This is a genomic window from Mesorhizobium sp. B4-1-1, assembly GCF_006439375.1.
GTDB lineage: Bacteria > Pseudomonadota > Alphaproteobacteria > Rhizobiales > Rhizobiaceae > Mesorhizobium.
This window is the reverse complement of record NZ_VFTH01000002.1, coordinates 161035-184423: the sequence shown is the minus strand read 5'-3', so window position 1 is coordinate 184423 and position 23389 is coordinate 161035. Positions and strand designations below refer to the sequence as shown.

The 23389-nt window shown below is 59.3% G+C and carries 11 protein-coding genes and 1 pseudogene; 9 read left to right on the top strand and 3 right to left on the bottom strand.

Annotation, left to right across the window (positions count from 1 at the left end):
• Nucleotides 1-271: 271 nt before the first annotated feature.
• The 4 genes from FJW10_RS03645 (at nt 272) to FJW10_RS03630 (ending at nt 6639) form a co-directional block, all read left to right on the top strand.
• Nucleotides 272-1846, top strand: coding sequence for a recombinase family protein (locus FJW10_RS03645; RefSeq protein WP_140898460.1), 1575 nt, complete (start codon nt 272-274; stop codon nt 1844-1846).
• Nucleotides 1846-2739, top strand: coding sequence for a plasmid partitioning protein RepB C-terminal domain-containing protein (locus FJW10_RS03640; RefSeq protein WP_140898458.1), 894 nt, complete (start codon nt 1846-1848; stop codon nt 2737-2739). Before FJW10_RS03645 ends, FJW10_RS03640 begins: the two co-directional genes overlap by 1 nt.
• Nucleotides 2736-3626, top strand: a complete 891-nt coding sequence (locus tag FJW10_RS03635) for a plasmid partitioning protein RepB C-terminal domain-containing protein (RefSeq protein ID WP_140898456.1) — start codon at nt 2736-2738, stop codon at nt 3624-3626. The genes FJW10_RS03640 and FJW10_RS03635 overlap by 4 nt, the downstream gene beginning before the upstream one ends.
• 283 nt (nt 3627-3909) lie before the next feature.
• Nucleotides 3910-6639, top strand: a complete 2730-nt coding sequence (locus FJW10_RS03630) for a molecular chaperone (RefSeq protein ID WP_140898454.1) — start codon at nt 3910-3912, stop codon at nt 6637-6639.
• Nucleotides 6640-6922: 283 nt separating this feature from the next.
• Here FJW10_RS03630 and FJW10_RS03625 read toward each other — a convergent pair whose 3' ends face one another.
• From FJW10_RS03625 to FJW10_RS03615, 3 genes are read right to left on the bottom strand one after another with little or no spacing between them, the layout of a single operon-like run.
• Complete coding sequence (locus tag FJW10_RS03625) at nt 6923-7450, bottom strand: gamma-glutamylcyclotransferase (RefSeq protein WP_140898452.1); 528 nt, start codon at nt 7448-7450, stop codon at nt 6923-6925.
• Nucleotides 7447-10965, bottom strand: a complete 3519-nt coding sequence (locus FJW10_RS03620; protein WP_140898449.1) for a DEAD/DEAH box helicase — start codon at nt 10963-10965, stop codon at nt 7447-7449. The genes FJW10_RS03625 and FJW10_RS03620 overlap by 4 nt, the downstream gene beginning before the upstream one ends.
• Nucleotides 10949-11725, bottom strand: coding sequence for a Hachiman antiphage defense system protein HamA (locus tag FJW10_RS03615; RefSeq protein WP_140898447.1), 777 nt, complete (start codon nt 11723-11725; stop codon nt 10949-10951). The genes FJW10_RS03620 and FJW10_RS03615 overlap by 17 nt, the downstream gene beginning before the upstream one ends.
• Nucleotides 11726-12224: 499 nt before the next feature.
• Between FJW10_RS03615 and FJW10_RS30700 the strand changes: the two are divergent.
• The 5 genes and pseudogenes from FJW10_RS30700 to FJW10_RS03590 form a co-directional block, all read left to right on the top strand.
• Nucleotides 12225-12597 (top strand): annotated as a pseudogene (locus FJW10_RS30700) (hypothetical protein); the annotation flags it as partial.
• 326 nt (nt 12598-12923) lie between these two features.
• A complete protein-coding gene (locus FJW10_RS03605) occupies nt 12924-14249 on the top strand; it encodes a DNA cytosine methyltransferase (RefSeq protein WP_015319263.1) in 1326 nt (441 codons plus the stop codon).
• Between the two features lie 3 nt (nt 14250-14252).
• Complete coding sequence (locus FJW10_RS03600; protein ID WP_015319262.1) at nt 14253-16355, top strand: hypothetical protein; 2103 nt, start codon at nt 14253-14255, stop codon at nt 16353-16355.
• Complete coding sequence (locus FJW10_RS03595; RefSeq protein ID WP_140898446.1) at nt 16352-17875, top strand: hypothetical protein; 1524 nt, start codon at nt 16352-16354, stop codon at nt 17873-17875. Before FJW10_RS03600 ends, FJW10_RS03595 begins: the two co-directional genes overlap by 4 nt.
• Nucleotides 17872-23385: an ATP-binding protein gene (locus tag FJW10_RS03590; protein WP_140898444.1), complete on the top strand. Its 5514-nt coding sequence runs from the start codon at nt 17872-17874 to the stop codon at nt 23383-23385. The genes FJW10_RS03595 and FJW10_RS03590 overlap by 4 nt, the downstream gene beginning before the upstream one ends.
• Nucleotides 23386-23389: the final 4 nt, after the last annotated feature.

Genomic DNA, 23389 nt, shown 5'->3' with positions numbered 1-23389 from the left:
GATGAGGTGCAATCCTCCAGGCCCATGATCTCCGTTCAACCAGTGCCTTGCACTACGGTCACTCGCACCCGTCCAGAGCATTACGGTTTTCGTCGCTAACCGGCTGGTGCCGACCTCGGTTGCCAATGCTTTGGCAACTGCAGCCGCATAGGCGATTTCGGTCGCGTGAACGGGTCCCTCTGGAAGTTTATTGCCGCTTTTCGGAAACATATTTCCGGCTCCTTGAGCTAAAGTATCTTGCAGCTTCCTGCTTTTCCGCACGTGGCCCGAGATGGTAATCAATTGGAACCAGACGGGTGGGAGCGAAGCCCGGGCCCCGCGTTCCAGGATTCGAGCCGCCCAATACGTTCGCATGTCGACTGAACACCAGAAGTATTCGACCGACAACCAAGCGTCGGCAATACAGCGGTACGCTGATGCGCGCGGCTTCGAGATCGTCCGGACTTATGCGGACGAGGGCAAAAGTGGCCTACGCCTCGTTGGAAGGGACGCCTTGCAATCCCTGCTGGGCGACATTGAAAGCGGTCGCGCGGACTACGCAGCAATCCTTGTTTACGATGTCAGCCGATGGGGACGCTTTCAAGACCCTGACGAAGCGGCCGCTATCGAGCTTAGATGCAAGCACGCCGGAATCCGCGTGCACTACTGCGCCGAGCAGTTTGAGAACGACGGCAGCATTGGCTCTTCCATAGTGAAAACCGTCAAGCGGGCGATGGCCGGCGAATACAGCCGCGAACTCTCGGTGAAGGTTTTCGCAGGTCAGGCCCATCTGATCCGGCTCGGGTTCCGGCAAGGTGGCGCCGCCGGATATGGCCTGAGGCGGATCCTTGTCGATCAGAACCACAATCGAAAGGCGGAACTTGGACGAGGCGAACAAAAAAGCATCGCGACCGACCGGGTCATCCTGATCCCTGGACCGAAACATGAGGTCGACACCGTCCGAGAGGTCTATCGCAAGTTCGTAACTGAGAACCGTTCCGAGCTGGAAATTGCCCAGGCTTTGAACGCTCGGGGCATCATTTCAGACCTAGGTCGGCCTTGGACGCGAGGAACGGTCCATCAGCTCCTCATTAACGAGAAATACATCGGAAACAACGTTTGGGGGCGTACGTCGTTCAAGCTCAAACAGTCGCATGTTCAGAATCCAGATGACGCCTGGATACGCGCCGATGGGGTGTTCGAGCCGATTGTCGACAAAGATTCCTTCATCCGGGCCCAATCCATTATAGCGGCAAGGTCCGAGCGTCTGTCGGACGAGGCCATGCTGGGCCTCCTCGGCACAATTCTGGCCACGAACGGCTATCTCTCCGGCATCATTATCGACGAGGCAGAGGACTGCCCCTCGAGCAGCTCGTATCTGTCGCGCTTCGGCAGCTTGCTTCGCGCCTATGCTCTCGTCGGGTTCGTTCCGGATCACGACTATCGCTATCTGGAGACAAACCGAGCCCTGCGACGCATGCATCCTAATGTGGTGGCAGAAGTGATCCAGGGAATTAGGGCGGCCGGAGGAACTGTCGAACAGGAACCGTCAACGGATATGCTGACGGTGAACCACGAGTTCACCACCTGCATTGTAATCGTCAGGTGCTTCCATACTGGGGCGGGTTCACTTCGCTGGAAGCTGCGGCTGGATACGGCGCTGAACCCCGATTTGACGGTCGCAATACGCATGGACCCAAGAAACGCTCAGCCGCGCGACTATTACCTGCTTCCCCGTTTGGACATGCATACGGCCGTCTTGCGCCTCTGCGAGCACAACGGGCTGTCACTCGATGCATACCGTTTCGATACTCTCGAAACCCTTTATGCAATGTCGCAACGAACTCCCATAGAGGAGGCAGCGTGATGACCGCAATGCCGGCGCAGCGGGTTGAGATGATCCCAGTCGATAGGATTGCGGTCGTCAATCCCAGAATACGCAACAAACGAGTCTTCAGAGATATCGTCGACAACATCTCTGAAATCGGCCTCAAAAGGCCGATTACAGTCGCGCGCCGGCCCGAGGCGGGAGGACCGTATTACGATCTGGTTTGCGGACAGGGTAGGCTGGAGGCTTACAAGGCGCTTGGCCAACAGCAGGTCCCAGCTCTTGTCGTCACTGCCGACCCCGAAGACTGTCTCGTAGCCAGCCTGGTGGAGAATTGCGCTCGGCGCAAACATCAAGCCATCGATCTTCTGAACGATATCGGCAGAATGAAACAGCAAGGGCACCCGATACCTGACATTGCAAGGAAGACGGGACTTACGACGGAGTACGTTCATGCCGTGGTCAAGCTTCTTGAGAAGGGTGAGCAACGCCTTCTGCGAGCGGTCGAATCTGGCCAGATCCCCTTCAGCGTCGCGCTTGATATCGCCGAGGCGGATGACCAGGATATACAGAGCGCGCTTCAGAATGCTTATGAGAAGAACCTTCTTCGCGGGCGAAAGCTGCTTGCGGCGAAACGGCTTGTGGAGCAACGGCGCGTTCAGGGCAAGCGCCTGAAGAGCAATCCTCATTTGAAACCAAGGAAGCTTTCGACCGATGCCCTCGTTCGCGCGTATCAACAGGACACTGATAGGAAACGCCTGCTGATCAGGCGTGCGCAGGCGGCGAGCAACCGCCTCATTTTTATCGCTGAAGCGCTGCGAAGGCTGCTGCAAGACGAAGAGTTCCGGGACCTTCTCACCAACGAGGGGCTAACGAGCTTGCCCAAGAATTTGGCGAAGCGTCTAGACCGGTTAGAGGCATCAAATCCATGAGCACAGCGGCAAAAACAGCTCTCGTGAAAATCGCATTCGAAAAAGCGAGCCTCCGTATTTCGATCGATGAGATACTGCCTCTTAGGCAACTCACCCCCTCGGTATTAAAGTCCGTGAAGTATGCCCAGATCGCTGCTTCCATTGCCGAGGTCGGCATCATCGAGCCGCCGGTGGTGGTCAGGGACGGCACTGACAGAAATCGCTTCCACCTGCTTGACGGCCACATACGCGTAGACATCCTGCGAGCGCGTGGCGAGACCGAAGTCGTGTGCCTCGTGGCCACCGAAGACGAGGCGTTCACATACAACAAGCGCATCAGCCGGATAGCTATCATCCAAGAACACAAAATGATCCTGAAGGCCATTGAGAAAGGCGTGTCTGAGGAGCGGCTCGCGCGGGCATTGAACGTCAATATAACCAGCATCCGCCACAAACGCAGCCTGCTGGAGGGCATCTGTCCGGAAGTCGTGGACTTGCTTAAGGACAGACACGTGCCGATCAACACGTTCGGAGAGCTGAAAAAACTGAAATCGATCAGGCAAATCGAGGCAGCCGAGCTGATGATAGCAATGAACAAATACTCGATCAGCTACGCGAAATCTTTGGTCGCCGCGACGCCCGAGAGCCAGCTGGTGAGGGGCACCAAGACGGTAAAGGGCTTAAGCCAACAGCAGATCGACATGATGGAGGGCGAATCCGCCACACTCGACCGAGAGTTCAAAGCGATTGAGCAGGATTATGGAAGCGATCATTTGGATGTAATCCTCGCCACCGGCTATGTGGCCCGGCTACTCGAAAACGCCAGGGTGGTGCGGCACCTGGCACACCGCCATCCGGACATTCTCGCGGAGTTCCAGAAAATCGCGGAAGTGCAGAAGGCAGCGTGACCTGGAGTGAACCGCGATAAGCCCGGAGACCGCGGCGAGGATTGCAATCCTAGGGTCGATTGCAGGTGAATGCCGGCGGAAGCGCCCGATCTCACCTGGTCACTGACCAGCGCCCTAACATCGCGTCGGCTAGCCGACTTGCATTATTTCCGCACATTCTTGGCGCCTCTCACGAGCAGCACTAGTGCTTTGTGTGTATAACAAGGGTTCGGATTCTCACGCTGCTTAAACCCTCTTGAAGATAACGCCTCGATGTGGTTGTCATCCAGCGGGGAGTGCTGGAATGTCCTTGAAGAAACTACCATTTGTCAGTTCGGTGCAGTTGGCGCGGATTGACGAGAGCCACGTGATTCCGACTGCATTGTTCTACGAAGGGAAAAAGCCGCATGTCGGCCGAGACGCGCGCGAACGTTGCACCTCTCCTGAACTGCTGATCGAAGATTTCAAGATCGAACTCGGGAACAATGACCCAGACCGTTTGGTCAGCCGTTCCAGCTTGACTAATGTTCCGCGACGCACGCCGGTAGGGTTAGCCAAAGACTTCTTCGATGAGACACTAAAGAAGATAAACGGCTGGCTTGCTTCGCAAGGGTTGCCCGTCCCGACGCGGATTCTAATCGCCGAGCCTCTCTCCCTCGGGGGCTCTGAACTCGCAGACGAGTCATGGCTCTCTCATTATCGAAAATCCATCAAGAAGGCTCTTTACGGGAAATTCGAAGAGATTGACTTCATGCCGGAGCCCTTCGCGGTCTTCCAGTACTATCGATATGGTCTACGCCATCCGGCTGTTGCGGAGCAAAGAAAGCACGTCGCACTGGTTCTTGATTTTGGTGGCGGAACTTTTGATGTTTCCGTGGTTGAAACGACGAAAGCTGGCGACATCAGTGGCGGCGGGGTCAACTCACGGCCTCTAGGCGCGACCTCTATCCAGGTTGGAGGTTTCTTCATCAACAGGATTCTGGCCGAGGACCTATTATTCTCGGTAATCGGACCTCGCGTAGAGAAATCCAAGGTGCGGAAGGCGCTCACCTTCTTCTATGAGCACAAGAATGCCGATGAAGAAGAAATGGGTGAATGGAGCGAGGAGAAGAGGGCGTTCTTCAAACATATGAAGGTATTGCTTCAGGAGGTTGAGCGCGCGAAGATAGCGATTTGTAACAGTATTGCAAATTGGAGTCTTTCGGCTGACTTGTCGGGGATAGCCCCTTATCCTATTTCAATTCCGGTAGATCCGTTCGATGAGCGCTCAGCTCGTGGGAACAAGAGGCTAGATGCTGCCAAAATACAGAAAGTTTACACGGATCGCGTGTGGTCAGAGAAGCTTCGAGATGCGGTGTCTCGAACAATTGACAGGTCAAAGGACGACCTGGCCGGGCAAGATATATCGGTCGTTTTGCTATCAGGAGGATCGTCAAACATCCGGTGGCTCCGATCTTTGCTTGAACGAGATCTGAAGTCTCAGCTTGTTAATGCTCAGATATTGGAGCTAAACGAGAATTTCGCGGAAATAGTGGCGAAGGGCCTGGCGACTGAATGCGCGCGTCGGTACTACACTGGCGGTCAAGGTGATTTTCGTGCTGTAACCTACAACCGCCTTTGCTTGCTCCTCAGACCTGATGAAGGAGAGCTTGAGAGAAAGCGCTTTAGACCAGTCAGCGAAAACCTAAAAGATGACGGGCGCGAGCCAAAGGAATATGACGACGCGGTATTGCTTCCCGCAGCGAGTAGCCTGCGGGGGCTTATGGGCCAACCTTTGCGCTGGAAGGTCCGCCTTTCCAAACCGCCCAAGCACAACTTGAATTACTATTTCATGCGGTCGTCTTTCGACCCCGATGACTTGGAATCGCGCCATAACATTGTCGAGACTAAGGTGCAAACTCCACGGGGTGCCGTATTCCAACAAGGGATCGAAATCGAGCTGGTCGTGCGGGAGGACGGCACAGCTGAGCCGCGCTTTTTTTATGGGAAGGACAATCTGAGAGACGGAAGCAGTGCCGTTGGCAACCCATTTTTCATGGACATGACGTTTGCTGCCGAAGAAGTACAAGGGGAAACATATCTCGGCTTTGATTTTGGAACGAGCACGTCAGCCTGTTCATTCGTGAGCAGTGCTGACATCCAGTGGATTGAAGAGCGATCAAAAAGCGCCAATTGGCTTGAGCTAGCCGAGCTTGTGAGTGAGCTGCCCTATCCCGCAGCAGCGCCGTTGGCCAGGTATATGTCCGAGAAGGATGCACTCCGGCGGCTTGACCGAGGTAGAGAAGCGGTCGAAGCAATGCTGACGTTGTCAGCCTACTTGGTTCTGGCAGAGCACTGTACCTTAGCGAAGGTGAACAGCTCGCATTTTAAGGGGATGGGACATCGTTCGGCAGGTCCCCTTTGGGCAATTCTGAAGAATTGCCTTAAGACCGCACGCACCGATCTGCCCTATTGTTCAGCGTTGCTGCCCTTGACCCAAAAGCACTTGCCCACAATAAACCAGTGGATTGATCAGATTGCCAATTCAAAACATGGACGTAGCTCAAACGTAGACTATGTGAGCTTCTTGGGTCTGCTGGGTAACGTTATTGCCAAGGCGTTTAGCGACAGTTGTCTAGGCGTGTTCGAGGGAGTAACCCCGAAAAGATTTAGCCAGGGAAGTTTCAAAGGGCTGTTCCGAGAGTTGCGAGGTCCATCACAGACGTTCATTCATGTACATGAATACGAGGGTCTCATCCCGTTCTCTGATGAGGATGTCTATGTTGCCAACCCGAAGAATGGAACGGCGATCAACCTTGCCCCATGGTATCTTTGGGGGCTAAACGCTTCCGGTCACCACAGTGAGATCGACCTCTTCGAGTATGACACCTCCAAACCAAATGGGTTTATTTTCAAATCCGTGCAGCCAGGCGGCGAGTTCATGATTTCGCCAGATGGGCAGTTGGAGGGTACGGCAGCTTTCATATCCGCAATGCGTGAGCGGGAGCAGCACAGAGATTTATTGCGAGGTTTGGCATTCTCCGGACTGGAATAATGACGCAACATCGGGGGGTGGCAGATAACGCCTGAGATTTGGTGACTGGCGTTTAACATAACACGCCTGCTCGGACTTCTTGGCGGATCTGATATTCAAATTGCGGATCCAATGTTTGAAAGGCCGCTCATCTTGATGGCAGGTATTGCGGCAACGCGGCTCAAGGGAGACGATCCGCCCTTCGATGACGTGGTGCGAGGCAAGGCTATCTACACGTGTGGCTTGTGATTTGGCGAAACCGGTCTACGGTCAGGTCGCATGAAACCGAGCGGGTGGCTGCGCTTTATTTGGGCATGACGGAACCGTTCGCGCTGATCGCATCCGCGAGAGCGGTGACAACATGATCAGAAATGTTTAGTTCAATCAGCTGGTGCTCGATATTAAGGACGTAGTCCATTGCTTTCCCGTCTGTGCCACGCGCGCGGACAGCCATGTCGGCGAGTTCACTCGCGGGAAGATCAGGAAGCAGGTTCTTGCCGCGATACAGCGACGTGATGGCATTCACTTGCCGTCCGTCATGAAGCCGAAGGGCAACGGTGAAAAAGAGGAAACCACCCTCGCGTTCTTTCAGATAGGCGAGTGCATCGGCATCGTCGGCAAAGCCAAACGCAATGCCAGTGCATACTGCCCCCTCTGTTTCCCTGATGTTCAGTGTGGGGCCTGGCTGCAGCTTCGTTCCCCAGTTCCGAACCGATGCCTTGTTGAAAGCGCGGCTGTATCCTTTTAGGTCGGCGACCTGACGCTCCGCGCACTCAAACCGCGCCTCCCAGCCGTCCCACATCAGCGAGCCGTATCCGAATAGCCACCTCATACTTCAGCCCACAGATCATCCGGCCCCAGATAGCGCAGCGCAACCTTCCCGCCCTTCATCACGGTGGTTCTCAGGAGGCCGCAACGTCCCGGGCTCAAGATACGATCGACGGTGCCCAAAGGCCGAAATTCGGCATCGGTCACAATCGTCTGACTATCCTCTTCATCTTCGATCAGGCGTAGCGGGGTGCCTTCTGACGGCGCGTCGTCTGTCCATGTGACATCACAGACTTCCCGTTCGGCAGACCAGCGTGCCGAAGATGTATGAACGACGCTCTGGATGTACTCGAGCCACAGCCGGTGCGTTTCTGGCGTCGGGAACGCCCTGTCTTCCGTGGCCTTCCGGACTTCAGGGATTCGCAGCCACCGACGCAACGACTTTGTGGAATCAAAATTCGGGTCCATGTCCGCAATGATCTTTATGGCCGCGCTGCGCGATGCAAAGCCGGTGCGCATGATCAGCGCTGCCCTCACATCAAGCGAACCGGTCTCAACAGCTGCTACGGCAACGCCAAGTTCCATATCCTCCAGCGTCGTGTCGGGCAGCCCTTTGGTCGGCGCAAGGATGTCACCATTGGCCATCCCTCGCACACGAACGGATTCCATCGCCCAGGGCAGCATGTAGACAAACCCCTGCTCGACAAAGCGTAGCACGGAGTCCTGATCCTCTGCTACGAAGCTCTGCAGCGCCTGACCACGAAGCCAGGCATCGAGAATCGCCTTCCAGTTCTTGGGAAGATTATCCGGTACAAAAGGCACGATCGCGAAAACGATCTTTGCAAAATCAGTGATCGCCTTGATCGCCTTAATGTCATCCTTGCTCAGGATCGCGCCATTAGCCTCAACTAGCAGCTGGTTGAGCTTGGGCGAGTTCGCATCAAGCGCCTTGCCCGTCGTAAGCCCGACACCAGATAGGAAGTAGCCTTTGCGCTGCTTAGGCGTGCTGTTAGCCCAGATGAGTTTTGCGCGGCCTAGAAGGACGGCCCGGTACACCTCATGCTGATTGGCCCTCCGACGCGCAAGCCGACGCTGGAACAGCGACGAGTTCAGCACATCGTCCAGCGCATCTTCCAGATCGGCCTCTGCAACATCGCCATCGCTCAGCAGGCTGAGGATGGCCGTATCCAAACTGGCCAGATGACTGTTCCACTGCACCTGTCCTGCGGCGGCTGCTTCAGCAGTTTCCGCTCTCAGTCGTACAAAATCCCATGCTGACGTGTTGTTGAGCACGTATTCACTCAAGCCCTTGACCGATTTGTCACCGGTCCGAAGAGCCAGGCGCGCAAGCAGGGTAAAAATCAGGCGAAGCAGACCACTTTCCATCTCGTGACCGGCCTGGTTTGCGATAAGCGCGTTCCACTCGGCTTTTCCCGTCATCTGATTGTCGTACATAGGGAAGAGCACCAGCCCCTCCACATCGACATAGGCGCGACCCGCGCGACCCACGATGTTCCTAAATTCCGACGAGGCCAGCTCTTTGCGGTTTCGCTTGAGGCCATGGAAAATCACGGCAGATGCAGATAGGTTTAAGCCCTGTGCCAGCGTTGGCGAAGATATTGTCACGGGGAGAATACCTTCCCGTAGCAGCCGCTCAACTTCCTTGCGGTAGGGCGTGGGCAATGCGCCGTGATGTACCGCAACCCCAAGCTCCAGGCATTTTAGCAGGTCGTGATTCGGGCCAAGCCACTCCGCACCGATCGCGAGCGCATCGGCCAGGACAGCCTTATCCCCCTTGAACAGAGATCGAAGCGCGCCCTGGCGATGCAGGGACACCACAGCTTCCGCAAATGGTTGGACCGATCGGCGTAGCGGACAGAAGATTAGCGCAGACTGACCCTCCTCCACCGACCGCCAAGCTGTTGCAAGGCACAGCTCGCGCTGATCACGCGGAAACTGCGTTCTGCGACCTTTCGGAACAAAGCCTCTAATATAGTTCTCGACCCAAGGAGCTTCATCGCCAATGCGCGCATCAAGGCGCGCATGTGTGCCCCGCCAAGTGACCTCGCCATAGCGCAGTCTTGTGGGGCGCCAGTTTTTTCGAATTAATCCATCCTTGGCGTCACCCGTCAGCCAGTTACAGAAGTCATCAAGCTGGTCGCCATCGGGCAGTACGGCGGACAGACACACGATGCGTCGGCTGCCGGCATCGCTTCTGCGCAGCAGCCGCTGGATCTGGACCTCGTAGCGGATTTCACGCTCGCCAAGCCCGATCATGTGGCCTTCGTCGAGAACGACGAGCCCCACATCGTCCAGCAGCGATGGATCATTGCGCAGCGCGAAATCCAGTTTCTCGGGCGTGGCTACGATCACATCGCGGTCCTCGAAGAAACTGGAATCCGTTTCCGATACACCAATGCTGCCGTAGAGGCTTGACACTGTTTTGCCCAGCGGGGCCAGCGTCTTCTGCAGCGATACCTCGGTCTGGGCTGAGAGGGCCCGCAGCGGCGTTACAAAGACGACACGCTCGCCCTTCGCAAGGGCGCGAAGAATGCACAGCTCTGCGACACGGGTCTTGCCGGCGCTTGTGGGCAGTGAAACAACCATATTACCATTGCTGCTGATCGCCTGCTCAACCGCGTCCAGCTGTGAAGGCCAAAGCTCGATTTCGGCACGCGAACGCCGTAGGGCCGAGGCGACGAAGAGCTCACGCAGCTGCTTCCATCCCTCCGCGTTATCTAGATTGTTTGGACTTAGCGGCAGGCGTTGATGAAAACTCGTATCCCACAGATCGCGTAGCAGATGGGCGGTCAGACGGTGGCACCACCACTGCGGAACCATGCTGACCCCGGCTGCTTCCTCGCGACCAATATCGACGCGGTCAACTGCCTGTCCCATCAGCTCTGCATCTCCGCGCTCGAGTGCAAGGAAAGCCATCGCAAGCGCGCCCAGCAGATTGTCGGTCAGTGCCAGATCGATGACATCGGCACCGACGTCTTCGTCGTCATCGCCACCATCATCAGTAATCTCGTCGCCGGTCGGGATGGCAGCCAGCATCTCCGTCAGATGGCCGTCTTCAGCACTGCCTTCCCGTCGCCACTCAAGAATCTCTTGCTGCGCCCGATCGAGGTCGCGCAGCATCAGAAGCGCAAGGCAGCGTTCTCCACGCGAAAGATTGGCATCGTCGATGGTGGCCCGCAGCATCGAATACGCGCGCGCAGAGTAACGGCCAAGGTGATAGGCGGCGGCCGCCACAAAGCGGTGAAAATCCCGATCCGGATTCGGCGCACCGTGCGCCACGAGGGATTCCAGGGCTTCGCCGGCCTGCTCAAAGGCGCTGCGGGCAACATCGGAGTTTCCGTCTCCGTCAAGGAGACGCAGGCCCATATCCAGAAGACTATATCCGTAGGACAGCAGGTCATAGGAAAGCTGGGCCGCAAAGTTCGGAGCATCCGGCGGCAGTTGTCCGTCACGCCAGATCAGCGACCGGGCCTGGCCACGTGCCAGCAGACGGCCGCGGAAGCCACCCTCGGTGGCCGTACGGACCGCAGACTCGATGGCCTCATTTCCCGTCGGCATTCTTGATCACCTTTCCAAATACCGATCTGATGAACTTCTGGTGGTCCTTGACACGAAGACCGACAACACTCTGCGCAACCTGTCCAGTGTAGGTCTGTACGTTCGCGCCCAGCAGGTTCGATGCATCGTTGCCCGTGAAGGCAAAGATCATGTGCGAGACCTGCGAAAGCTTGATGCCATCCCGCCAGAGCGCGTCGTCTATGAGGTCCGCAAGCTCATCGTTTCCTTCCTCGTGCAGGCGGTCTGCAATGAACCCGAGGGCGTGCGCCGAAGGACGTGAATGGGATTTCTTCAGTGCCGTGCGCGCGGTATCCAGAACCTTTGCCGTTATGTTGGCGGCGCTTTTGACCTCGCCCTTCAGGAAGCGGATATTTCCTGCGCCGGCGGCCGGCTGTATGCCAACCAGGTCATCACCGCGCATCGCCATGTTGCGGTGATCTTTCCAGCGCAGCTTGTTGATACTGGTTCCAAATGGTGTCGATTCCTGCACATAGGTCGCACCCAGGATTTCACCAAGGTCGCCGGAGCGCACCTGCGGGGACTTCGGAAGCTTCTCTTTGAGGTGTGCAGCGGCCTTCGTCTTCCCCAGACGTTTCAGCAGCTTCGCTGTGCGTTCATCTGACGCATAATGTGAAGGCACAACCGCCGCTACTGTATCACTAGCAACGTCAAACTTGCCGCTTTCCAGCTCAAGAACCGTGAGGTGGTGTTTTCCTACCTTCTCGCTTTTGATTGTGCACCAGTCTGTTATTTTTGTCATTTTCAGCCCCACAGCTGGCACCAAATCGCATCTATCGGGCCGCAAGTATCAGAAACAGTGTTCCTTGACTATAACCGGCCCTAAGCTCTAACACGACACAGTCGTCAGGTCGTCATCATGTATGGCCTTACTCTTTGCCATCGGGCGCAGCGGGCTATTTTCACACTTTGGCATAGAATGACGGAGGTCCGCTTTTTGCGTTGAGTGTCGTAGCAGCCGACAGTCTGTCTGCTTTCTACCCCTAAAGCCAAATGCGGAACGTTGGGGGGTAGGTTTTGGAAACTGACTGTGGTCGTCGAAGGCTGGGATTAAGGTATCGGATGCGGCGCTGAGCCCCTCGCGTTTGCCGCGGCTAACTAGTTTTACGCAGCCGAAACCCGCCGGTCTAACCAGCGTCCAAGCAGGACGGACATGGTGGTTTTGGGCCGAATCGAACGGCTGACCGAGTTGTCGAGGTAGGCGCCGACGAAGCGCAAGCGCCGTCAAGCCAAGAATCGGGTATCGGCGCACGCTTCTGGGAAAAGCTGACGACCCTGGCACGTCCTCTATCAAGACGATGAAAGCGACGAGCAATGACGCGTCATACGATCAGAACACTTTTACGAGGCTTGGCGCCTCGCAATCCAACGATATGGTATCTACAATCCATTCACTGGACGGGGCGCAATTGCTGGCCTGCTCCCTCACGGGCCGCACAATGTCCGTGATGTGTTGGCTACGAACATCCTCAAGCGGACAGGCTCTTATGAACAAGCGAGCTACGCCATCAGGACACTCCCGATATGGTTGCGCATCATTACGGGCGTTTCCTGCCCCAGGACAAGGCCGCTCTCGCAGCGCGGATATTGAACCAAGTGTGGGAGGCGGCATAGCCCAGTGCAGCTACAATGTAACTTTCTTTTCGCCGCGCGTATCCGGTCTAAGTGGCGGCTTTACGAAGGGGGTGCCCTCTTGGCACCTTGGCCCACGCGTTAGGCGAGGCAAAGGACGGACGAGGAGCCAGAAGGCCGCCGGGTCTCGGCGCGTGTAATCGTGCTAGATCAATCACAATCTCGGTGGAAGTGGCTGGCATTCCTTGCTATGCCTTGGCCTCGCATGGGGAAAGATTCGCGTCTATCGAGCCCAAGAAGAACGAAGTTCGGTTCCTCGTTTTAGCTTGCCCGCAAAGTGCTGGGCAAGAATTGGATGAGCGTTGCCGATGAAGGACCGTAGGTTCGTAGATTTGTTCTCTGGATGCGGTGGATTGTCGCTCGGGCTCTCGATGGCCGGCATGCAAGGCCTGTTCGCAGTTGAGCGCGACCATATGGCATTCCGGACCTTCCATGCGAACTTCGTTTCCAAGTCCTCCAATAGGGGCCATGCTTTTGAATGGCCGACTTGGCTTGAACAACGTGCTTGGGGCATTGACGAACTGTTGGAGGAGCACAAGGCCGACCTGTTGGAGCTGCGCGGCAAGGTCGATGTGCTCGCGGGTGGGCCGCCGTGCCAGGGCTTCAGCTTCGCCGGGCGGCGGGTCGAGGATGACCCGCGAAACCAGCTTTTCCACAAATATGTCGAAGCGGTCGACGCGATCCGGCCCGCGGCCCTCATCCTAGAGAACGTACCCGGGATGCGCGTCGTGCATCGGCCCTCGAACGTCGTCGAGTTGCAGGTCGGTCCCGCGCCCAAGAAGCGTTCCTTCTACGACAGGCTCGTCGAGAGCCTGGATGGTGTTGGCTACAGGGTCGAGGCAGAGCTGGTCGACGCCTCTCGCTTCGGGGTGCCGCAGAAGCGGTCTCGCCTCATTGCCATTGGAGTCCGGCAGGATCTGGCAGGCTGGCTGGAAGGGGGTGTTCGTCGCCTCTTCGAACTGCTCGAAGAGGTTCGCGCATCCCAGCTCGAGCAGCTCGGCCTGCCTGACGCTATATCCGCCAGGGAAGCGATCTCGGATCTTGAAATCGCCGGAGTGCAACTACGCCCTTGCGAAGATCCTGAGTCCCCTCGCGGCTTTCAGGAGGCGCGCCGGGGCGAGCCTGCAACTCGCTATCAACGCCTTATGCGCGGCGATCACGAGCGCCAGCCTGATAGCATGCGCCTCGCCCGGCACCGCGACGACGTGCGCGAGCGCTTTGGGCGAATCCTTGCGGAATGCCGGCGTGGTGTCCGCATGGACGACGAAGCGCGGCGCGGCTACGGACTGAAGAAACACCGCATCTACCCGATGTCTCCGACTGAACCGGCGCCAACGATTACGACGCTTCCAGACGACGTGCTGCATTATTCAGAGCCTCGCATCCTGACGGTCCGTGAGAGCGCGCGTTTGCAATCCTTCCCGGATTGGTTCCAGTTCAAGGGCAAGTTCACCACTGGCGGCGATCGCCGAACCAAGGAATGCCCTCGCTATACCCAGGTCGGTAACGCGGTGCCGCCCTACCTCGCGCGGGCAATCGGAAGTGCACTCTGCAAGGCGCTCGACGAGATAGAGATTGGCAGGAAGGTCTTCGGGCAGGCCCGAAAGCGCCCGACCATGGCGGCGTTAGGCTAGCGCATGGAGATCACCGAAACCGCGGCGACTTACCCTGCGCAATTGCTCAGGTGGGCGGGAAACCGCTCCGGCGGTGTCCGTCGCTTGTTCGATGAGAAAAGCGGCCGGCCGGGTGCTGCGGTCTTCAAGACGAACCTGCTATCGCGCCTCCAGCAATGGTGCGCGGACATTGGCGCCGGCAAGGAGGGAACGCCGCGGGTCATTCTCCTCGTCGGTGGGCCGGGCAACGGCAAGACCGAAGCAATCGAGTCGACGATGATCTGGCTCGACGCTGCCCTCGGCTGCGACGGTAAGCTGCTCAGCGCACTTGAGATCGCCTTCAGACCCGAGGGAGAGAAAGTACCGCGGACGATCACGATCGATGCAGGGGCGTTTGCATCGCGGACCAGAAGCCTGCCACTTTCCATTGTTCAGGACGCCTCGGTCATCGCAGGCTCGTCGGGCCAGTCGCCGGCCATGATGCTCCTTAGCGAGCTGGCATCCGCAACCACGGATTCGCGCGAGCTTTACCTTTGCTGCGTAAACCGAGGCGTGCTCGACGATGCGCTTATAACTGCCATCGAGGCAGGCGCGGACGAAGCGCGCAGGCTTCTGGAATGCACCAGCCAGGCGGTAAGCCTGTCGCCCGACGCTCCTGCCTGCTGGCCTCTCGACGATTATCCGGACGTTGCAGTGTGGCCGATGGACATGGAGTCGCTGCTCGCTGGTACCGAGAACGGCGACCCGGCTCCGGCCGTCGAGATCTTCCGGAAGGCCATTGACGCCAGTCTCTGGCCGCAGCCGGGCACGTGTGCCGCCGGAGCGCATTGCCCATTTTGCGGAAGCCGGTCGCATCTCGCGCAGGAGCGGCCGGCAGCAGCGCTGCAGCAGATGCTAAGGTGGTTCGAGATAGGGAGTGGGAAGCGGTGGAGTTTCCGTGACTTGTTCTCGCTCGTTTCATACCTGCTGGCAGGGCATCGCGAGGATGCTTCCCTCGACGAAAGTTCCCCATGCGAATGGGCGGCGTCACTCCTGCAGCTTGACCAGGAGGCCGTGGCAAACGCTCGCCCGCGCAAGGACAGCTCCACCGCCCTCTTCCGGCTCGTCGGCTCGCAATACCAGCACGCCCTCTTCCACGGCTGGGACAAGGAGGCGGGTCAGGCCCTGCTGCGCGACCTCACCGAGCTCGGCCTCAAGGAAAACAACACTGCCATGGGTCTGCAATGGTTCCTTGCGTCTCGTAGAGCTTCCTATTTGCCAACAATGATCTCCGGCCTACTTGACGGTTTCGACCAGCTGCTCGACCCGGCGCTGGCAAGCCCAGAAAGCGAGGCGGCGGCAACGCACGGAAGGACCTACGTGCTCCGTGACTTCGACACACGGTTTAGCCGCTCGGTCGCTGAGGGGCTGGACCACCTCAAGAAGTCGCGCGTGCTCTCCGGCATCGAGACCGACCTCCTCGGTAGGCTTGCTGAGCTGGATTCCTTCCTCTCGAAGCAGCAGGTGCGCCGGAAAAAACCTGCCGTCGCCACTCGCGTGCAGCGTCTAGTCCGTGATTTTGCCTGCCGCTTGGTACGGCGGAGCATTGGCGCAAGGACCGCTACTGTCTTGGATGCTGAGGTGCTTCGTGAATTCCAGAAGATCGTGGACGATGGCGGCGATGGGGTCTTCGAAGTGGCGCGGGATGTAGAGCGGCTCCTTAACAAGAATCAGGACTTTGAGGTGTCACTTACGACGACGTTCGGGCAGCCATTGCCCCCACCGACGAGGCGCGCGACGCTTGTCGTCCAACGGCGCCACGTTCAGCCAACAGATACCGTGCAGGAGGGACGCCCACGCTCGCCGCTCCGCTTCCTGGAAGTCGGCGATGGCGCGTCAGCCCAGAAGATCGCCCTGACCTACGACCTATTCAAGGCAGTGAAGGAGGTCGATCGCGGCATGTCGGTCGCGTCCCTTCCGCGGTCCGTCCTTGCGCTACTTGATACAACGGGCGCTCGCCTTGGCGGTCCGATCGTCCGGGATGCGGTGGTACTACCTCGCGCCGAGATCAGGCTCGGCACTGGCGGAATCACTGTCCAGCAGCGGCGGGAGGGATTTGGCTTGCTCAGGGAGACTGGGCGGCGATGACGTTTGCGCAGTTCCGCGATGCACCATGGGCGAACTCGCACGAAGCCTACTCGAAGGCACGGCTAGCGATGACGCCAGCGCCGGAATACGCCAGCTCGGAGGTGATCCTCTCCTCCGTGTACCGGGTGATCGGCCTCGAGGGCGCGACCGAACGTACGGTGCCACAGAGCGGCCGCGATCTCGACCGCGCGATCAAGCGTGCTCGGGAACGCGGAAAGGGACCTGACCGCTCCACTCTTGACCCGGATTCCTTCAGCTCATTGCTCGGCTCTATCCTTGAAAGCCCAAAGCTCCCGAACCAATCGACCAAGCGCTTCCTCCAGGTGATGCCGCTGGTGCCGCAGCTGAGCGTCTTCTCTGGGTCGGCGCGACTGGCTGGCAATCCTTGGACCGCCGGCCAGCTTGTCAAGCGAATGGTTTGGCTGGGGTCCAGCGATTCGGCTGCAGCAGAGGCTATCTGGCGAGCCTTCTTCGAGGCGCTGTCAGTTGGCACCGAGGATGATGTGTTTGCCCGGTTCCTGCAAGCTGAGGTGGAGGCGTGGGTGCCGAAGCCCAACTGGCATCTAGCAACCCCGCGCGCCGACCCCGTAATGGCGAGGGATGACGCCAGCATCGACGTGTTTCCCGCGCGCCAGTTCGTCCATGACGTCCGGGCCGTGATCGCGGCAAAGTCGGCAATGACGCGCCGCCAGTGGACCAGCTTGCTGGAGGCTGTCATTCGCCTAGGTGCGGTCGCCCACGTCGTTTGGCTGTGCGAGGTCCACTCTCGCGCGTGGATAGCGCTGTCTTCGGCCCTAGACGGAGAAGGTCCCGAGGGCGCGGAGGCCTCGCGCGTTGCATTGTACCCCGAGCGCCTCGCTTGTCTTCCCTACGGAAACAAGGCCTTGCCCTCGATCCGAGACAGCGTCTCCCGCTTCCTTGCTGCGCGCCTCGGTATTAATACAACCCTGTGGGCTTTGGATTCATTAGGGATCGCGCCAGCGGATGGCCTGTCGTCCTCGCATGGCCTGGCGGAACTTTGCGACCAAGTCCGCGCAAACCGGACTCGCCTCGAAGGGACCGGGGTTCGGGATGTCGTTGCCAGTCTAGAGGACAGGGAAACGCGCACGCTCCTTTGCCGGAAAGGCATCGGCTCGAATATTAACGAGTTCGTCCGACACGTGCTTGGTCAGCGCCAAACAGCTAATCCCACGCTCAGGGGCTACGACCAAGGTTACGTCCTGAAGAAGGCTGGCGCCAGTGCGAATAGCCCGTGGATCGTGTCTCTCGGCCCGGTGGCCGTACTTGCACTGGTGCATTGTTCCCTTGCTGGCGTTGGCGGCCCTCGATCGGTCCACCGGCTCGCCCAGCATCTGGCGCAATATGGTGTCAGCATGGCCCACAGGGACATCCCCCAGAATGACCTCGGCCAGCAGCTGAGGATGCTCGGCCTCGTGCTCGACAGCCCTGATGCTGAGAGCGGCATGCTGCTCGTGCCGCCGTTCCGGTTGTCGCCGGTTAGCGGAAGGGGGCAGCCATGAATGCAATCGCGCAAGCGCTTGCCGACTATGTTTCTGCGCAGGTAGGCATCGCGCCACCGGATCGCAGGACTACGGGGCAGGCTGAGGTTAGGCTTGTCTTCCACGGGCCGCCGCTCGAGATCCTCTCGAAGGTGTTCGACCATCTCGTCCGCGAAGCCGAGTCCGTTGCGGGATCGCGGCCGCCCTATCTTCTGCAGGTTCCGCGTGCACAGCTGCCAGGGGGAAACCCTGGTATCGGTGAGTCGGGCAGATGTGACGAAACGCATTTGCTGGACCTCAGGAACCTACCCGAGCTGCCGAGCTTCGTGGCACTCGTGCCGCCGGGCGAGCACAGTATCCTGTCCGTGTCGTCGACGACCGACAGGTTTGGGGTCGCGGAGGCCAGCAACGGAGGAAACGCAACTTTCGAGAGCTGGTGGGACGACGCCTTCGTCCAACGCGTCGTCTCCGATGGCCTCGCGCGCGCCGGCTTGACCGAGGCAATGGTGGAAGAAGGTCGCCTGCTAGTCGAAGCCGCTGCTCGCGCGGCCGACGAAGTGGACCCCGACCGCTCTGTCCGCAAGGGGGCGTGGAACGTCGTCGCCCGGCTGTTCGCGATCGACCGGGGACTCAGCCTCTCGGCTGGATTTGGAGTGAGCCTAGCGTGCGGGGTGCCTCCACGGCGCGATGGGTCCCTGTCGGCTCGCGACCAGCTTGGAACGCTGGACAAGATTGCCGACGCGATGGCTGACGGGTTCCGCAATGGCATCGACCGTCTGGCAGACGGTGCCACGGACGATGAGCGGGCCGCGCTCGAGCAGTTCCACGCCCATATAAGGGCAGGCTGGCAGGTCCAGAGCGCCTTCGATCGTGCGACCGCGGCCTTCTATGCGCCGATGCAGGGCCTGGAGCTTGGCCGTCCGCCAGACTGGTGGAGCTTTCTGGACGTCGAGAAGTGGTCGGAGTTACTCGCCGAGGAGCCGGCGGTCTCTGGCGACATTGTCATGGAATGCGTCAACGCAATTGCTGCGCTTGGGAAGGCAATGCCTGCCATTGTAACGGATCGGGTCGACCTGAAGTTCACAACGAAGGGTAGCGATCAGAGCGGTGCCCGAGTCGAGGTGCAGCGCACACCGGCCGGTGGATCAAAGGGGATAGGTGAGATCGAGGCCGACTCCGACAAGGTTCTGTCGGACGCGGCTCCGCCGCAGCACAAGAATCCGATTAGCTACAAGGCGACGGCCGAGGGATTCAAGCCGGGCTCGATTAAGGTCGTGTCGCTAGCGACGTGGCAACCCGGAATACTCGTAGGTTGTCGTCTAGCAAGGAAGTTCACCGGTCCTCGCAAGCCCGCGAGGGGTGCCGCGCGAAATGGAGCCGACTGGGAATCGAGCCTTACATTGCCAGGTCAAGGTCGCTATGAGCTCCTCGTCTTTGTTTCGCCCGGAATTGAGCTAGAGCTATCGGCGACGAGCACTGCGGAGCAAGCGGACGGGCGGGCCGAGGCGGCTACGCAACTGGTGGTGCGCGGCCTCCGGGATTCGATCTTCCAGCTCGAGGTCGAGGCGGAAGGGAACCTGCAGGTCGACTTCAGGTTTGGCCGCCCGATCCGGGATGGCTCGTTCTCCAATGAGACTTGCCGCGTCTACCTGACCTGCGAAGACGTGCCTGAAGTTGGGTGCCGAAGCGAGTTCGAACGCCTCATACGGGCCAACAGGCGCCCGATCGAGCCTTTCGACGCCAAGGCGGTTATCCAGGTCAACCGCGCGGTCCGATCGACGATGCTCCAGGACTGGCTGCTGGCGCCCGAATCCGTTCGGCATTCCTACCAGCCAATTGTGCTAGCGGAGGACTATGGCGAGCACTGGGCGCCGCCAAGGTGGGGATTCGAGACTGGGCCCATCATGTCCGGAGGGAAGTTCATCTGCGACCCGCGCCCCGCGCCTGACGAATTCAATCCGCCGGAGGAATTCCTCGCCTTGCGCGAGGAGATTGCCAATCGCGTGCGTGGGGACGGCGACCAGTCCGGGGTCTTCGAGATCGCCCGACTTGGCGAGTGGGCCGCGCGCGATGAAGGGTTCAGAGCGGTCGTCGAGCGGTATGTTGATGCATATCATGCCTGGCTAGCTGCAGCACCCGAGGTCGCTTCCTGGTGCGATGTCGTCGCCGTGTCCTCGCTTGATGGAAGCGGTCGCAGCCTGACCCGGGTGCCGGATGCCATCCTGCTCTCTCCCTTCCATCCACTGCGGGTGGGCTGGCATGTGGTGGCGCAGGGTGTCCTGTCTGACGCCGACGAGCAAGGCAAGCCATGCCCTGCCGCCAGTGTGCTCGACCCTGACTGCGTCCCCGATATCATGACCTTGTTCGTGCGATCGCCATCGGGGGTGGACCAGGTCGAGTACCTCGCGGTCGAAAATGGCACCGACTATTGGTCAGTGCTTTGGAACGGGTCGAACCTCGCGAGCCTTGCTCGCCGGTCAATGGGCGCCCCGTTTGGCGACGAGTTCGGAATCAGCGTTGGCGGCATATCGGTCGGCTTCAGCGCCGCCCAGGTCGTCAGGGCGCTAGATGACGTCTCCGAGCTGCTTGCCGCCAAGCCGGTATTCTCGATCGCTGTGTCAAGTGCCGGTGGCGCCACGGATGCGTGCAACGACGGGCTCATCGAATGGTGCACGACACGCTTCCAGCCGGAAGCGAAGCGGCCGCGCTCGCGAGCAACAGGACAAAGATTGGTCGAGATATTCGACGACAGAACGGATGATGCCCGCCCGGATGATGCCAAGATCGCTAACCTATCCGAAGATACGCGGAATGCCGTTCGCTGGTACAGCGTCCAGCCACCCCGCAGCATCCCTGACCTCGGGATCATTGCGCAGCTCGACATGACCGAACCGGGGATCGCGGCAGTGGATCAGCGGACCCCGCTCGGCTTCGGCGCCTTATCACGGCACCGGATCCGCCGGCAGCTGCCGCGCATATTCCTCAATGAGTCCCGCCAATCCACTCCGCCGGCACAGTCCGGCGATGTTCTCGCCGACAAGATCGGTGGATTGACCGCAGCAATGGAGAACCTGTCGGCAACCCGAGTCGGCCTGCAATTCGCCCCTAATGTGCACGAGGTAAGGCACATGCTGCAGGGACGGCGGACCGACTTCGTGGCAGTATCATCATCGGCGATCGATCCCGCATGCTTCCTGGGGGGCTGGCTCGATGGAGCCTACCTCTGGGACTATGAGTTGCCGTCCTATTCCCACCGCTCCGGCGACACAAATGGCTACTATCTCATTTCGCAAGTGACCGATGCCGACCGGGAAGCGCTTGCCAAAGCCCTCGACCGCCTGCCGGGCTGCAAAGGCATAGAACCAGCCAAGGTCAAGGATGTGCTGCTCGAGGTGGCTCGGCGGGGCATTCCGACGATCAAGGGCCTCGCAGGCGACGATGCGGGCGCGACGGGTGACCTTGGCGTCCTCGTTGCCGTCCGGCTCCTTCAGGACAAGTTCCGAGCGGAGGCTGGTTGTTCCGGTGGAGTGCTCCCTGTGCTCAAGGGAAGCGAGGACGAGCCGGCGATCGCGATCGTGGTCCCAGTCGATCCATTCCGAGGATACATCGGGGACCTTTGCCGTACTCTCGGGAAGGACCGGAAAGACCTGACGCTTCTAAGACCTGACTTGATGGTATTAGGCATCGACTTCGCCGGCGGGCTGCGCATCAAGCTGACGCCGATAGAGGTCAAGTGCAGGCCCACGGCTTCCTTTGCGGCAGGCGATGCCGTCGAGGCGCTCGAGCAGGCCAAGGCACTATCATCGCTGCTTCACGCGATGGCACCCCATCCCGATCAGCCCCGACTTTGGGGGCTGGCTTTCCAGCACCTGATGCTTTCGATCATCGGATTCGGCATGCGGGTCTACAGCCAACAGGACGATGTCAAAGGGCACTCCGCCGAATGGTCGAAACTGCATGAACGAGTCGCGAAAGCGATCCTCGACGGCGATGACTGTGTCGAGATCGACCAGCGTGGCCGCCTTGTCATTGTAGACGAATCGCCATCGAGCGCGCCGCGCGACCATGATGGTGATGGGTTCGATGAGACGATCGTCATAGGGCGCGAGGACGCGGGCCAGATCGTGGCGGGCGATCCTTCGAGCTTCTACGCCATGGTCAAGGCCCGCGTGGGCGACTGGGCGCTCATGCCCGTGCCCGCTGGCCAGGTAGCGAAGGCTGACTCCGACGAGAGCGGGAAGCCAACGACACTGGCGTCGCCCCCGGTCGAAGCGCCACCAGATGAAAGCAATGGATCGGAAAGCGATCCGGCTTCACCGACGTTGCCGCCAGCCATCTCCATTGTCACTAATTCGCCCTCGGCGGCCGTGGATTGCAACGCGGAGGAGCAAGGCAGCGGGGTCGTCCTTGAGGTTGGAAAGGCCGTCGATGGCTTCAAACCGAGGGAGCTATCGCTCAATATCTCGGACACGAGGCTCAACCAGTTGAACATGGGCGTGGTCGGGGACCTCGGGACAGGCAAGACACAGTTGCTGAAGTCGCTCATCGCGCAGATTTCTGCTGCAGGTCCAGCGAACCGAGGGATACGACCGCGCTTCCTCATTTTCGACTACAAGCGGGACTACAGCAGCGAGGATTTCGTCGCGGCTACGGGCGCGCGCGTGGTGCGCCCCCACCGCCTGCCGTTGAACCTTTTTGACACTAGGACCATCGGTGACGTCCCCACACCTTGGCTCGACCGGTTTCGCTTCTTCGCCGACGTGCTTGGCAAGATCTATCCCGGCATCGGCCCGGTCCAGAGGGATAAGCTCAAGCGCGCGGTGCGGGAAGCATATGACGCAGCTCCGCAAGGGGCGCCCCCGACGCTCCGCGACGTCCACGCGGCCTATGCTGCGATTCTGGACGGAAAGTCCGACTCGCCAATGGCGATCATCGACGATCTCATGGATATGGAGATCTTCGAGCCGGATCAGACGCGGACCGTACCGTTCGACCAGTTCCTCAACGGCGTCGTTGTGATCGCGCTGGATGCCCTCGGGCAGGACGATCACAGCAAGAACATGCTCGTGGCGGTGATGCTGAACATGTTCTACGAGAACATGCTGAGGACGCCGAAGCGGCCATTCCTCGGAAGCAACCCGCAGCTCCGGGCAATCGACTCGTACCTGCTGGTCGACGAAGCTGACAACATCATGCGTTATGAGTTCGACGTACTCCGAAAGCTACTTCTCCAGGGTCGTGAGTTCGGCACTGGTATAATCCTAGCCTCGCAATACCTGCGGCACTTCAAGGCGGGTGCTACCGACTATCGCGAGCCGTTGCTGACCTGGTTCGTGCACAAGGTCCCAAACGTCACGGCGGCAGAGCTGTCCGCGCTCGGGCTAGCGGCAAGCGCGGGCGAGGTCGCAGAGCGCGTGAAGACGCTAGCGAACCACCAGTGCCTGTACAAGTCGTTCGACGTTCCGGGAGAGATCATCCGCGGTTTCCCGTTCTTCGAGCTTCTGCAGACCCGACTGCCTCGAGAGGAGTAGCGAC